At 72.4% G+C, this 14,010-nt stretch carries 13 protein-coding genes; 11 read left to right on the forward strand and 2 right to left on the reverse strand.

Annotation, left to right across the window (positions count from 1 at the left end; translation table 11 throughout):
• Positions 1-245 precede the first annotated feature (245 nt).
• The 3 genes from ACGFZP_RS15225 to ACGFZP_RS15235 all read left to right on the forward strand — a co-directional run bounded on the left by ACGFZP_RS15225 (position 246) and on the right by ACGFZP_RS15235 (position 3,789).
• Entirely contained in the window at positions 246-1,526 is a 1,281-nt protein-coding gene (locus ACGFZP_RS15225) for an aspartate aminotransferase family protein (RefSeq protein ID WP_392932423.1), read from the forward strand.
• A 106-nt stretch (positions 1,527-1,632) separates the two neighbouring features.
• Positions 1,633-2,331 (forward strand): hypothetical protein, encoded by a 699-nt coding sequence (locus ACGFZP_RS15230; RefSeq protein WP_392932425.1) that lies wholly within the window; start codon positions 1,633-1,635, stop codon positions 2,329-2,331.
• Between the two features lie 141 nt (positions 2,332-2,472).
• On the forward strand, positions 2,473-3,789 hold the full coding sequence (locus ACGFZP_RS15235) for a hypothetical protein (protein WP_392932426.1): 1,317 nt from the start codon (positions 2,473-2,475) through the stop codon (positions 3,787-3,789).
• Positions 3,790-3,819: 30 nt separating this feature from the next.
• Here ACGFZP_RS15235 and ACGFZP_RS15240 read toward each other — a convergent pair whose 3' ends face one another.
• Positions 3,820-5,151, reverse strand: a complete 1,332-nt coding sequence (locus ACGFZP_RS15240; RefSeq protein WP_392932428.1) for an FAD-binding oxidoreductase — start codon at positions 5,149-5,151, stop codon at positions 3,820-3,822.
• Between the two features lie 434 nt (positions 5,152-5,585).
• Here ACGFZP_RS15240 and ACGFZP_RS15245 point away from each other — a divergent pair, with 434 nt between their 5' ends.
• The 5 genes from ACGFZP_RS15245 to ACGFZP_RS15265 all read left to right on the forward strand — a co-directional run bounded on the left by ACGFZP_RS15245 (position 5,586) and on the right by ACGFZP_RS15265 (position 10,408).
• Positions 5,586-6,593, forward strand: a complete 1,008-nt coding sequence (locus ACGFZP_RS15245; RefSeq protein ID WP_392932430.1) for an Acg family FMN-binding oxidoreductase — start codon at positions 5,586-5,588, stop codon at positions 6,591-6,593.
• 491 nt (positions 6,594-7,084) lie between these two features.
• A complete protein-coding gene (locus tag ACGFZP_RS15250) occupies positions 7,085-8,458 on the forward strand; it encodes an NUDIX domain-containing protein (RefSeq protein WP_392932432.1) in 1,374 nt (457 codons plus the stop codon).
• Entirely contained in the window at positions 8,455-8,934 is a 480-nt protein-coding gene (locus ACGFZP_RS15255; protein ID WP_392932434.1) for an NUDIX domain-containing protein, read from the forward strand. The genes ACGFZP_RS15250 and ACGFZP_RS15255 overlap by 4 nt, the downstream gene beginning before the upstream one ends.
• A gap of 122 nt (positions 8,935-9,056) precedes the next feature.
• Positions 9,057-9,542 carry an NUDIX domain-containing protein gene (locus ACGFZP_RS15260; protein ID WP_392932436.1) on the forward strand — a complete coding sequence of 162 codons (486 nt, stop codon included), beginning with the start codon at positions 9,057-9,059 and terminating at the stop codon, positions 9,540-9,542.
• 302 nt (positions 9,543-9,844) lie between these two features.
• A complete protein-coding gene (locus tag ACGFZP_RS15265; protein WP_392932438.1) occupies positions 9,845-10,408 on the forward strand; it encodes a GNAT family N-acetyltransferase in 564 nt (187 codons plus the stop codon).
• Here ACGFZP_RS15265 and ACGFZP_RS15270 read toward each other — a convergent pair.
• Positions 10,368-10,583 (reverse strand): hypothetical protein, encoded by a 216-nt coding sequence (locus ACGFZP_RS15270; protein ID WP_392932440.1) that lies wholly within the window; start codon positions 10,581-10,583, stop codon positions 10,368-10,370. The genes ACGFZP_RS15265 and ACGFZP_RS15270 overlap by 41 nt on opposite strands.
• 104 nt (positions 10,584-10,687) lie before the next feature.
• On the opposite strand from ACGFZP_RS15270, the gene ACGFZP_RS15275 reads away from it, so the two are divergent.
• From ACGFZP_RS15275 to ACGFZP_RS15285, 3 genes are all read left to right on the forward strand, one after another.
• A complete protein-coding gene (locus ACGFZP_RS15275) occupies positions 10,688-11,470 on the forward strand; it encodes a PIG-L deacetylase family protein (RefSeq protein WP_392932442.1) in 783 nt (260 codons plus the stop codon).
• Between the two features lie 226 nt (positions 11,471-11,696).
• Positions 11,697-12,458: a MerR family transcriptional regulator gene (locus ACGFZP_RS15280; RefSeq protein WP_392932444.1), complete on the forward strand. Its 762-nt coding sequence runs from the start codon at positions 11,697-11,699 to the stop codon at positions 12,456-12,458.
• A 303-nt stretch (positions 12,459-12,761) separates the two neighbouring features.
• Positions 12,762-13,508 (forward strand): hypothetical protein, encoded by a 747-nt coding sequence (locus ACGFZP_RS15285; RefSeq protein WP_392932446.1) that lies wholly within the window; start codon positions 12,762-12,764, stop codon positions 13,506-13,508.
• The last annotated feature ends 502 nt before the right edge of the window (positions 13,509-14,010 follow it).

Consider the following 14,010-nt stretch of genomic DNA (forward strand, 5'->3'; position numbering starts at 1 on the left):
GCCTTCCGTCCTGTTACCTGTTGGGACTTCGGGGAGCCGGGGTTCAGGCAGACTGGGTTTGAGTTGCAACGGGAACGAGTGCGCCAGGTTCTTCCCGGCCACGGGACGGCCTACCCGTACGCACACCGCGGAGCGCACCGTGCGCGGAGCCCGGGCGTCGGCGTCACCCGGTCCGCACGGCAATTCCAAGCTTTCCTGAACGGGAACCCGAAGTCCCGACGACCCGTCCCCTGGAGTGTTCAGACATGCAGAATTCCACTTCAACGAGTTCGCTGTGGCGGCCTTGGACGTCGATCGCCCAACAGGCCAACTCCATGCGGATCGTCGAGGCGAAGGGCAATCGCGTCCGCGACGCGGAGGGCAGGTGGTACCTCGACGGCATCTCCGGCGTCCTGAACGCGTCCTGCGGGCACGGACATCCGCGGCTGATCGAGGCCGCGACCCGGCAGTTCCAGCAGCTCGTCCACTACGACCCCATGGTGTCGAGCCATGACCCCGCCGAGACGCTGACCGCGCGGCTGGCGGACCTCCTGCCGGGCGGGTTGAACGAGACCGTCCTGCTCAACAGCGGTTCGGAGGCCACCGAGGCGGCCCTCAGGATCGCGCTGCAGTACTGGCGCAACAACGGCGAGAACCGCAACCGGGTCATCACCTTCGAGGCGGCCTACCACGGCACCACCTACCTGGCCCAGCAGCTCTCGGGGCTGCCGTTCACGGTGAGCGAGTGGGCCCCGCCCTTCCCGATCGACCACGTCTCCCTGCCCGCGTCGCCCCGCGAGATGCGCACCGAAGCGGGCGCCGAGGCGCTGATCGGGCTGTTCGCCAAGGCACTTGAGGCCGGCCCGCCCGCCGCGGCGGTCATGGTCGAACCGCTGCTGGGCCTCGGCGGCTGCGTCGTGCTCCCGGCCGGATTCCTCGCCGGACTCCGGGAGTTGTGCGACCGGCACGGAGCGCTGCTCATCCTCGACGAGGTGTTCTGCGGATTCGGCCGCACCGGCCGGATGTTCGGCTTCGACCACGACGGGATCACGCCGGACATCGTCACCATGAGCAAGGGCATCAGCGGCGGGTACCTCCCGCTGGCCGCCGTGACGGTCACCTCGTCGATCAAGGAGACCTTCGTCCGGGAGCCGGTCGCCCAGGGGCTCCGCTACGGGCACACGACGGGCGGCCACGCCGTCGCGGCCGCCGTCGGGAACGCCGTGCTCGACGTGATGGCGGACGAGCGGCTGGTGGAGAACTCGGCGGCCCAGGGCGCCACGCTGCTGGAGGGGCTGCGGAAGCTCGAGTCGAGCCCGCTGATCGCCGACGTCCGCGGACTCGGGCTGGTGATCGCCATCGAGGCCGATGCTCCGGAGTCCGCCGCCGCCATCGCGGAGGCCGCGGCCCGGGCCGGGGTGATGACGCGTCACGAGCGCGGCGTGATCCGGATCGCACCGCCGTTGACGCTCACCGACGAGGACACGGCGGAGATCCTCCAGAAGATCGGAACCGCCGTCGAGGCGGCGGCCGCAGCACACCGTTGACCCGAAGGCTCTGCCTTCCCGTACCCATCGATCCGTCGGATCACCAGTATCCGCAAAGGGGGAAGAGGCCATGATGCGGGCTTCGTCAGAGGCAACCCTGCAAGAAGTGAAGGACCAGCTGGAACGGGTCGTGGACAGTGGAGGCGGCACGACCTTCCAAGGGTCGGAGTCGGTCGTCCGCCGTCTTTCCGAGCCCGGGGAACTGCGGGCTCTGATCGGTCGGATCATCGCTGATGAGGCCGCCCTTGCCGACATGGCCGCCCGCTCCTACTACCATGCGAACAACTTCCTGAAGGTCGTCCTGCTGGCCGGCGACAAGAACCCCTGGAAGCTGCGCCTCCACCTGTGGCATCCACAACCGGACGCCTCGGGGACCATCACGGAGGACATCCACTCGCATCGTTGGGACTTCACGACCGCGCTCGTGGTCGGCGAGTACTTCGCCCAGGAGTTCAAGATCGGCCCCGGCGCCGACTACCACCACTACCGGTACCTGCCGATCGGGCAGGGGAAGACCTTCTCCCTGGAGGCGCAGGGCAAGGAGCAGTTGTACGCCGCGTTCGAGGCGGTCCTGCCGGCAGGAACGATCTACCACATCAACCACGAGATTCTGCACTGCATCTCGCGATCCGCCGGAAAGGCCGCAGCGTCACTCGTCCTGCAACTGCCCGCGGTGGAGGACTTCACGAACGTCTACCGGACTTCGCCGGTCGGCGCGCAGGCCAAGACCGAGATCGAGGTGCAGCGGCCGACCGTCGGCCAGCTGCGGGACGAGCTGACGCTCTTCCTGACCTGGATCGCCTGACCTGGAAGGCCTGGCCTGGATCACCTGGCCTGGACCGCTTGACCCGGACCGCCTGACCCGGGCCGCCTGGTCTCGGCCGGCTTTCGCGCCACGGCCGAACGCCCGTCGCCCACCCTGAGAACCGGCACGGAGAGTGTGCAGATGCAGCAGTCCCGCGAGATGTCCTCCCCTGAGCACGATCGGGGTCCGGTGGAGCAGCTCGGCCAGGCGCCCGGCGCCGAAGCAGCCCGATTGTTCAGAACCGCCGCACAGCGCCGGGACCTTACCGGGAGCGATCTGGCCCTGGCCCGTGCGGCGCGGGAGGAGATCAAGCAGCGCGCACGCAGGATCTCCGAACTGGTCGAGAAGGTCGAGGGGCTCCCGCTGACCGCGGAGGAGTGCTCCGTTCTGCGGCCGCCCTTCGGTCGCGCCACCCACCTGCCCAGTCCCGATCGCCCGTATGTACACCTGGCCGTTCACACGGGACAGGGCGGCGTGAGCGTCACGCCGGTCTGGGCGGCGGCGGACGGCGGGAACGTGGTCATCAGCACGGTGGAGAACAGGATCAAGGCCAGGGCGACGGCTCTCGATCCGATGGTCGCGCTGTCCGTTCCGGCCGGCGTAGGGAGCCAGATCTGCTACGAGGTGGGCGGCTTCGTCAAGCAGTCGCCGGACCGGGAGCGCTCGTTGATCCGCACCCTGGCCGGCCTGTACAGCAAGCCGAAGGTCGGCGAGCAGTCGGACGGGAACTACACGAGCTGGGACCAGCGCGAACAGAACGAGCGGCTTCGGCTGGAGGTGCTGGCCTACCGGGTGCGCAACGAACTCGGGGACGATCCGGTGTCCCGGTCGGCTCCCTACGTCCGGGCGCTGGCACCGAGGTTCAGCGACGACGACCCGGATCGATCGCCCCGGCGAGGCCCGCACGACGCGTTCTGGGGGCCGGACGAGGGCTACGGGGACGACGAGCCGGAACTGCGCGGGGCCCGGGACGAGTTGGCGATCCTCGGTGTGGCACGCCAGGGGAGGGGGGACAAGTACCGCTCGCTGAGCCCCACTTACGGACACCTCGCCTGCTTCGACCGCCAGGGCCTCCTGCGCTGTCGCCAGATCGGATTCGAGGTGATCGACATCGAGGGGGAGGCTCGAATCTCGTTCCTCGCCCGGAGGGGCGACTCCGACCTGCTTCGGAGGAACCCTGCCGTGGCCGTGTCCGTCGCGAAGTACGACAGCGGGAGCGTCTGGCTGCAGTCCCAGGGAGTGGTTCGGCTGCACGACGATCCGGATCTCCTCCAGGAGGCGATCCGGCGCCTGGAGAGCCGGTACAGCCGGGTCCACCATCGACTGGCACTCGACCTGGACTCGCCCGAGCGCACCGCTGGGGACCACGTGCTGGTGACCCTCTCCCACCAGAGGCTCAGCAGTCGGTACCGGGAGACGGAGCGGTCACTGCGCTCCGCCGGCACGCACGTGAAGTGAGGCGGCGCGAGGTCGCAGGCGTCGCTCGGTCTACTGCACCGGGTCGCCGAGGTAGCCGGGAAAGCGGCCCTCGGGGTCGCGGGCGGCGCGGATCCGCTGGAACGTCGACCAGGCCGCGTCGGACATGGCGCGGTCGGGTCGGACGGTGAAGTCGCTGTCGCCCAGGTAGCAGCCGGCCGAGTGCGGTGCGACGCGGGCCATGGTGCCGTCCAGCCAGGAGCGGCACCGGGCGTCCTCCGCCGGGGTTTCGCCGATCACGTAGGCGGCGAAGTACAGGTCCGTGGACACGGAGATTGCCATGTCCGGCAGTTGACGAGCCATCAGGGGGGTGAAGTCGCCCAGGACGGTGAACGTCTTGGCGGTGGGCAGCTCGCTGAAGGCGGGTACCAGCGCCGGGACCAGCTCCGCGGTCGAGCCGGTGAGGAAGGCGTTGTCCGCGAAGTAGCGGTGGTGATCGGGATTGCCCCGCAGCTGCTCCGCGTTGAGGTCGGCGAAGTCCACCGGCCGGGCCACCGTGGCGGCGAGGGCCCGGCCGGCCGCCGGGCAGTCTCCGAGCGCGGCAAGCGAGGCCGGGCCGCCGTCGAACGAGACCGCGTCGATGACCAGCACCGGGCGGTCGGAGCCGGGCGGGGTGCAGCCGACGGCGGCCAGTTCCACGGACGGCGGCACGTCGCGGCGCGCCGTGAGGTACCAGTCCAGCACCTCCGGGGCGAGCTCGGCGGGGTAGACGTGGTTGGAACGGGTGAGCTGCCGGAACCGGGGGCGCGTGCGCAGCCGGAACTCGGTGACCACACCGAAGAAACCGGGGCCGGAGCCGCGTGCCGCCCAGAACAGGTCGGCGTTCTCGGTCTCGGAGCACCGCACCTGCTCGCCGGTCGCGGTGACCACGTCCATGGACTCGATGGACTCCGCGGCCCAGCCCCAACCGCGGCAGTTCCAGCCGATGCCGCCCTGCAGCAGGAACCCGCCCAGGCCCACGGTGGGCGCATGGCCCACGGCGAAGAACCGGTCGTGGCGGGCGAGATACGGGTCCAGGTCCAGCCCGCCGCGCACCGCCGGGCCGACCGCCACGACTGCGTCGGCGGGATCGTAGGACATCCCGGTGAACCGGGCAAGGTCGATCAGCAGGGTGTCCTCGCGCAGTGACCAGGCGGCCCAACTGTGCCCTCCGGAGCGGACCGCGACCTTCCAGCCCTCTGCCGCAGCCAGCTTCACTCCGGCCACCACGTCGGCGGTGTCGGCGGCGCGCAGTACCGCCGCAGGCCGCCGCGAGGGGCGCCGCCGGTTGAAGATCCGCGAGGTCGTGGCGGCGGCGAAGCCCGCGTCACCGCTCCGCCAGAACGCTCCGGTGAAAGCCGTCATCAGTATCGATCGCCCAATCGGTCCGTACGCACCGCAGACCAGTAGTCACAGGTTCAGGAGAAGGAGCGCGCCACGCGGTGTCGCGCGGACGAGGCTCCTCACGGGTGCCGCGTGACCTCTGATGGCAATCCGGTCGGGTGCGGCGGAACCGTAGGCTACTGATCGGCCTGCCGCGCAGGTACTGACATGAGCCAGGACGGCGTCGCCGTTCCCGAGTGGCGGGTCGGACCGGAGGCGGCGACCGAGGCGGGACCATCGGACCCCTGGCCAGGGCCATCGGCCTCTCGCCGACCGTTCGGCCCCGGGTGCAGGATGGAGGGAGAACCCGGGGCTTCGCAGGGGCCGCGCGGCCCCGCCGACACCCCGGGTGCGGTTCTCACGCCGGTGCGGGCCCGCCCGCCCCGAAGGCGGGCCTGCGGGGAAGGACATCCACCATGACCGCGCCACCGCTCACCGCGGACGAGTTCCACCTGCTGGCCGCAGCCGCCGGTGCGGCCCCGTCGCTGCACAACAGCCAGCCGTGGCTCTTCCGGCCGACGCCGGACGTCCGTGGCCTGGCCGTCCACCTCGACCCGACCAGGGGCGTGCCGACGACCGACCCCGACGGCCGGGCGCTGCACGTGTCGGTCGGCGCCGCCGTCCTCAACCTCCGGATCGCCGCCGGGCGCCTCGGCCGAGAGCCACGGGTACGGCTGCTGCCGGACCAGAGCCAGCCCTACCTGGCAGCCGAGGTCGACCTCTCCCGGCTTGCCCCGGCCCCGGCTCCCCCCGGCCGCGACCTCTACCCGGCGATCTCGCTGCGCCACTCCAGCCGTCAGCCGTTTGCCGACCGCGACGTGCCGGAGGCCGTCATCGGCGAACTCCTCTCGGCCGCCGAAGCCGAGGGAGTCGTGCTGGACGTGCTGGAGGAGGCCGCCGTACGCCGGGTCCTGGAGCTCACGGCCGAGGCCGAGCGCCGCACCGCCGCCGACCTGGCCCGCCTGAGCGAGACCCGCAGCTGGCTGCGGGCGGAGCCGGCGGCCACCGACGGCATCCCGTTCGACGTGCTCGGCCCGCTGGACCACGACGCCCGGGTACCCGTCCGGAGCTTCACCGGCAGCCCGCCCGGTCCCGCGGTCCACACCGAGCGCTTCGAGGCACTGCCGCAGGTCGCCACCCTCTCCACCCGTACCGACCTCCCGGTGGACTGGCTGAAGGCGGGCCAGGCGATGGAACGGGTCTGGCTGCTGGCGACCGCCCACGGACTGCGTGCCTCGGTCCTCCACCAGGCCGTCGAGTGGCCTGACACCCGGTGGCGACTGCGCGACCCGTCCCAGGGGCCGGGCCACGTGCAGCTGGTGCTGCGCCTCGGATACGGTCCGCCCGGACCTGCGACGCCGCGCCGCCCGATCTCCGAGATCCTCACAACGCCGGACGGCCGAGCGGCGGGGGACGAGCGGTAACGGTGAGGGACGAACGCGTCTGCCGACCGAAACCTCGACGCGCAGCTCACCAGCCGAACGGGTGAATCCGGCGACGGCTGCGCGCTGCGCAACCTCCTCACCCGCGGGAGCCCGTTCGAGCTCCTCGACCCGGCGCGGGTCGAGGAGCTCGAACGGGCTCCCGCCCGTCTGCGCACTGGGATCCGCCACCCCGCCCGCCCCCTCCGCAGCCGACCGGGGGAGGCCTCGGCCGTGCCCGCGAGGTGCTCGAAACGTCCCTTTTCGGTTGGGGCTCGCCCGGCGGAAATCCGCTTGAACGCCGAAGTCGAACAGCAGCATCATCAGTCGCCACCCACCCGCGTGAGGTCGTCCAACTCGACCTCCTGAAAGCACACTTGCCGCACCGGATGTCGACGGCCGACGTCCCGTGCTCGAACACCCCGGCCACCGGTACCGTCCCGGCCGGCCGACCGAACGGCCATGCCCGCCCGCGACCACGAGGAGTCCCATCAGTGATCGACTTCGAGGTGCTCACCGAACTCGCCCTCCGCGAGGGCGTCCAGAGGGTCGGCGTCGGCGTCGTGGTGCGCGACGCCTCGGGCCGGGTCCTGATGATCCGCCGCGCCGCGCACGACGTCCTGCCCGGCCTGTGGGAGTACCCGGGCGGCGGCCGGGAGCACGGCGAAACGGTCGAGGCCGGTGCGGCGCGCGAACTCGCGGAGGAGACCGGACTCGCCGGATGCCCGCTGGAGTACCTGCGGTATCTCGACTTCACCAGCCGGGACGGCCACCGGGTACGGCAGTTCGTCTTCACCACGGTCGTGTCGGACGGCACCGAGGTCGTCCTCTCCCCGGAGCACGACGGCCACCAGTGGGCGAGTCCGGACGCCCTGCCGCCGACGGGGGAGGGGCAGCAGGAGGTCGTCGCCTGGCTCACCCGGCGCCTGGCGATCCCGGGCTGGCGGCCCGTCGGCGGCTACCTCACCACGATCGCCCGCCCCAGCTCCTACGGCAGCTTCCTGATCACCGACCCCGAGGGCCGCACCCTCGGCATGCGCTCGACCATCAACCCGGCGGTCTGGAACTTCCCCGGCGGCAACGTCGAGCACGGCCAAACCCCCTTCACCACCGCGCTGATCGAGGCCGAGGAGGAGCTGGGTCTCGACCTCGCCGTCGAGAACCCCGAGGTCATCGCCCGCAGGCGCCTGCTCGCGGCCGTCCACGAGCAGGCCGATACCGAGTACCCCGTACCGGTCTGCGGGTACGTCTTCGACGGCGGCGTCCTCACCCCCGAGCAGCAGGGCCGGATCCGCCTCGACCCGGCGGAGCACACCGAGTGGCGCTTCGAGAGCGCCCACGACTGGTGCGCGCTCATGGAACCGGCCCGCTACCAGCGGCTCCTCCAGGTCCTGCGCGCCCACCGCTCCGGCGTCCCCCTCTATCTGGAACGCCCCGCGCCCCAGAGCGAGTTCGAGGGCGTGATGGTGTTCGTCACCGACGCCCGCGGCCGGCTGCTGATGCACCATCGCGACCGGAACCCCGGCATCGCGTGGCCCGGTCACTGGACTCCGATCGGCGGCTGGCGCGAGGGGCAGGAGGCGCCGGAGGAGACCGCGGCGCGCGAGGTCCTGGAGGAGGCCGGCCTCACCGTCTCCGGGCTGCGACCGGTACGGGGGCCGCAACACGACCTGGTGCACCCCCTCACCAGGGTCCTGCACGCCGTCTGGGACGGCCCCGAGTCGGATCTGCGGCTCGGCGACGAGGGCCTGGCCGTGCGGATGGTCCCCCTCGACGAAGTCCTACAGCTCAAGGTCCCGCCCTACATGCGGCACTACCTGCCGAGGCTCGCCGCCGGGACCGACCGGCCGCCCGGGAGGACGGCGTGAGCCCGAACGCCGCCGTGCCCCGCCCCGCCGGCGCCGATCCGCTGACCCTGGTTGTCGGCGTCCACCTCCTCCTGACCGACGACGGCAGGGTGCTGCTCGGCCTGCGCCGCAACACCACCTACGCCGCCGGGATGTGGCACCTGCCGGCCGGCCACATGGAGCGGGGCGAACCGGTCACCCGCTCGATGTGCCGCGAGGCCGAGGAGGAACTCGGCATCACCCTCGCCGAGGACGACCTCGACCTCGTCCACACCCTGCACCACCTCGACGCCGACGACGGCCGCAGCCGCCTCCAACTCTTCTTCCGCCCCACCCGCTACCAGGGGCGGATCCGCAATGCCGAGCCGCACAAGTGCGGACAGCTGCGCTGGTGGCCGCTCGACGGGCTGCCGGCCGACACCGTGCCCTACACCGCCCACGCGCTCGGCGAGATCGCCCGCGGCAGCGCGCTGTCGACGGTCGGGTGGACGGCGTGAGCGCCCCCCCGGTTCCGGAGGACGCGGAGGTCCTCGGCCACGCCCGCACAGTCCCCGCCCTGCTCGGCCGGCCCTCGCCGCCCTGTGAACACCCCCGCCGTCCCTACAGGTTGGAGTCCGTCATGCAGTCACTACGCCAGGCCGTCTGCGTCATCGTCCACGACCGGCGGGCCCAGCAGGTCGCCTGCCTCCGGTACGCGAACGACAGCTGGTGCACGACACCCGTGTGGACGGTCCCCGGCGGCAAGGTCGAGGAGGGCGAGCGCCTGGACGAGGCAGCCGCCCGCGAGCTGCGGGAGGAGGTCGGCCTCACCGTCGCCCCCGACCAGCTGCGCCTGGTCCACACCATCCAGGTCAAGGCCGGCTGGGACGGCACGGGACCGTTCCTGCTCTCCGTGTTCGCCGCCACCAGCTGGGACGGCGAACTGACGAACGTGGAGCCGGACAAGCACCTCGGCGCGGAGTGGAAGCCTGCCGGCGCGCTGCCCGCGCCGATGTTCCCCACCTCGCACACCGCCCTCACCGCCTACCTCGGCGGCGAGAACCGGGGCTTCTCCACCCACGGCTGGGACACCACCGTGGACCCGCGCGCCCTGGTCGGAGCCTGAGATGCCCGGCCGCCACCGCCGACCGCCCCCACCGAACCAGGCCGTCCTGCCGGCCGACGCCGATCTGCGACTGCGCGCCATCGCCCAGGGCCGCACCATCGCCGACGAAGGCGTCGCCACCCTCCCCGGCGCCGCACACCCCTACGCCTACCGCACCCTCTACCGGCCGGACGGGCGGGTCGAGCGGCTCCTGGAACGCCTGGCCCCCGGGCCGCGACCGCCCTGCTCGCCGAGCGCCAACCCGCCGGCCGGGAGTCGATCGGCCTGCGCACCGCCGGCCTCGACCTGCTGCGGGGCTTCGAGTGTGGAGCGCCGTCTCCGAGTACCCGCTCGACGACCTGCCCCGCCTCCTGATGGCCACCCACCCCACCCCGCAGGAGAATGCGACGATGACCACCACCTTGGCCCGCCCCGCCGTACCCGCGGACGCCGACGAGCTGCTGCGCCTCCGCGTCACGGCCCTCGACGGAGCCCAGCTCACCGACGACTGGCGCTCGACCTTCCGCGACGACATGCGCGAACGCCTGGGCGCCGACCCGAGCCTGCTCGCCTACGTCGTCCCCGCCGATGCGCACACACTCGCCTCCTGCGCCATCGGCATCGTCTACCGCGGATACCGCGGCCCCACCCACCCCAGCGGACTCTGGGGCCGGATCCACACGGTCTCCACCGACCCCGCCCACCGGCGCCGCGGCCACGCCCGCGCCGTCACCGACGCGCTCATCGAAGCCCTCAAGGCGGCCGGATGCACCTTGATCGAACTGCGCGCCACCGAGGCCGGCGCCCCGCTCTACCGGTCCCTCGGCTTTGACCCCCTCGACGGCTTCATGACCCTGCGGCCCGGCCCCGAAGGGTGGGCGCGGTGAGCCGACGACTCGCGCCGGCCGACCAGACCCGTTCCTCCCGGCCTTCGGGCACGATCTGCCGCAGCTCCGCGCGGTGGATGATCCACACGCGGAAGTAGACCTGTTCCTGGTCCATCACGAACAGCTGCACGAACTCAGGGCGCTCCCAGGCGAGACCGAGTCGCGGAACCTGCACGACCCCACCGGTCGGTAGCGGGCCTCCCGCCTCCTACCTCCTGCAGTCCGCCCAGCCTGTCCTGTCCTGCCCGCCCGCGCCGGTGCTGGCGCCGCCGCCCACCGATGAGGAGAACCGCCGTGTCCCAACCGCCCTCCCTGCTCGCCGTGGTCGCGCACCCGGACGACGAGTCGCTCCTCGTCGGCGGCACCCTTGCCCGGCATGCCGCCGGCGGGGCCCGGACGGCGGTGGTCACCGCCACGTGGGCTCCGGACAGCCACCGGGCCGGCGAACTCGCAGAGGCCCTGCGCATCCTCGGGGCGGGCGAGCCGAGGATGCTCGGCCACGCCGACCACCGCATTCCGCAGTCCGCGCCCGGCCGGCCCAGGCTGTGCGACGTGCCACTCGACGAGGTCGTCGAGGGGATCGTGCGGCACATCCGCGAGGTCCGGCCCGCCATCGTGCTCACCCACGACCCGTACGGCCAGCTGACCGGGCACCCTGACCACCGGCAGACCAACCGTGCCACCCTGCTGGCCGTCGCCGCCGCCGGACTCGAACACCTCTACCCGGAAGCCGGGGACCCCTGGCAGCCCCACGCCCTCCACATGGCCACCCACCCGCACTCGGCGCTCGCCGACCTCGGCCCCCTCCTGGAGAGCGTCGGCAAGAAGACCCTCAGCGTCCCGGACGGTCTGGTCGACCTGACCTGCGACGTGAGTCCGTGGGCGGCTCAGAAGTGGGCCGCCATCTCGGCCCACCGCAGCGAGGTCGAACGCGCGCGCCCGCTCCCCGGCATCCTGACCCGCCTGCCCGAGGACGTCCGCCACCGGATCATCGCAACCGAGCACTTCATGACCTCCACCCCCCACGGCCGGCTCCGCCCCGGGCAGCCCGCTGCACCCTAGGCACCTCCGGGGGTACCACCGGTGCCTGCACCGGAGCGCCGACCGACTGCCCGCACCCGAACCCGGCCGCTGCGACGGCGCCCTGGACTCCGGCAGGCAGCGCGGTGGAAGCGGACCACGCAACGAGGTGGGCTGTGGGGGTTGAAGTTGTCGCTGCGGCAGCTTCTACCGTCGTGGACAGGGCCGGACAGTCCGGCCCGGTGAGGCGGTCGTGAGGGGTACGGCGATGGAGTGGTCGATCGCGGAGGTCGCTCGGATGTCGGGTGTGACCGCGCGGACCTTGCGGCACTACGGCGAGATCGGCCTGCTGGTGCCCGCCCGGATCGGGGTGAGCGGCCACCGCTACTACGAGGAGCCCCAGCTGCTGCTGCTTCAGCAGATCCTCGTGCTGCGGGCGCTGGGCATGGGGCTGCCGGCGATCGGCCGGGTCCTGGTCGAGCAGGTCGACGAGGTGGAGGCCCTGCGCGATCACCACCGGCGGCTTCTCGCCGAGCGGGACCGGCTCGACGCCCTGGTCGGCACCGTCTGTCGCACGATCGCGGAACTGGAACAGTCCAGAAAGGACGGCACATCCATGACCACCATCAACCGCCCGGAGAACCTGTTCGAGGGCATCCTTCCCTCCGCGTACGAGGAGAGCCTGCGGGACTTCCCCGAGCACGCCGAGGAGGCCGCCCGCAGGGTCGCCGCGATGAGCCCGGAGCAGGTCGAGGCCGGCCAGCGTGAGCGTACGGCGCAGATGATCCGGCTGGCCGAGCTGATGGCCGCGGGCCTGCCGGTCGACGCCGAGCCCGTGCAGGCCGAGGCCGACGCCCAGTACCGGGCCCTGACCGCACTGCGCAGGGTCTCCGCTGCGGAGTACCGCGCCATCGGTCGCTCCTGTGTCGACAACGACGCGTGGCGCGCCGCCTACGAGGCGATCGCACCGGGCCTGGCCGAGTACCAGCGCGACGCCATCGAGGCCTACACCGCCGCCCGGCTGGACTGACCCGGGGGCCGGCCGCCCGTAAGGCCAAGGCCGCCCGTAGGGCCAAGCCGCCCGTAGGGCCAAGCCGCCCGGCCTTGGCCGCAGAGGGAGGGGAGGGCGGGGGCGCCCGGACGTGGTCTGTCCGGGCGCCCCCGCCGAGCGTTTCGGCCCCGCCGGGGGGAGGAGAACGGCCGGGTCTGCGACTCCCTGTCGTTCAGGTGAAGATTCCACGCGAGCTCCAGGACGCCCGGGGGTCCGGGAAGACATCGCGAGTGACAGGCCGCTCGCCCGGAGCGGCCCCACCGGACCACGGAGACCTCCCCGATGCGCCCACTTCCCCGCCCCGCCGCACTCCTCGCCGCCGCCCTGTCCACCACCGCCCTGTGCGCCACCGTCCTGGCCGGCCCGGCGCCCGTCGCCGCCGCGCAACCTGCGGCCAGCCGGTACCTGAACGTGCACCAGTGCGTCTTCGACGCCTTCCTGCCGACGAGCTTCGACCTCCTGACCACCGTCCTCCCCAGCCGGGACGGGCGCTTCACCGCCGGGACGAACGTCTCCGGCACCGCGGACGCGACCCCCTCCTGCGGCCCGGGGGACGGGACCTACGAGAGGAACGTCTACTCGGCGGCCGAGGGCTACGACCTGACGGCGGGCCGCTATCTGAACCTGCACCAGTGCGTGTTCTTCGGCGACTACGACCAGACCCACCTCACAACGCTGGTGGCGACCACGGACTTCAAGTTCACCGCCGGCACCAACGTCTCCAACACCCGTGACTCCAGCCCGAGATGCGGCAGCGGGGGCGGCGTCTACGACCCCATCCCCCTGCTGTCGAGCGCCACGCCGCTGGACCTCGCCGCCGGCCGGTACCTGAACCTGCACCAGTGCATGTACTACGCCAACGGCCGCCGCGACCACTTCACGACGGTCGCCGCGAGCGGGGACGGACGGTTCAAGGCGGGGACGAACATCTCCAACACCCCGGACACGACGCCCTCCTGCGGCCCCGGCGACGGCCTGTACCAGCTCGTCCCCCTGCTCTCGGGTGTCAAGGCCATCCCCGTGAGCTGAGCCCGACGACCCCGGCGCCGTGGCACCTGCCCCGATGGCACCGGACCAGCTGCCATCGGGGCAGGTGCCACCGCAGGCGACCGCCTCACCGGGCTACCGGTCGGTGAGCGCCCGGCTCGACACCCTCCCGGACGCTCCTACGTCCGGGAGGTCCCGGGCCGCCTGCTCGCTCCGGCCTCCTCGTCGTGCCGGACGGGACGCACGGGATAGAGTTGCGGGGCCAGGCGGGCTGCCCGCCGCGCCCGAGCCCACGGCCGTGCGAGTCGCGCGGGCCCGGTGCCCCGTCCGGGCGATGGCGCCCTTCGCGAAGATCCGTCGGTAGGAGAAGAAGCGTGCGCACGCCCCAGGCGCCCGGCGACGCAGCCTGCCCGCCGTGACCTGCCCCGCGCCCTGAGCCCTCCGGCCGTCCGGACGGCCCTCTCGACTTCCGCCCGCGCCGTCGGGCGATCCGCGGGATTCCGCTCTGGCCTTCCGCGCCCCGTCCCAGCCGCGCGCCCCTGCC

This window comes from Kitasatospora sp. NPDC048239 (assembly GCF_043202015.1).
In the GTDB taxonomy this organism is placed as follows: domain Bacteria; phylum Actinomycetota; class Actinomycetes; order Streptomycetales; family Streptomycetaceae; genus Kitasatospora.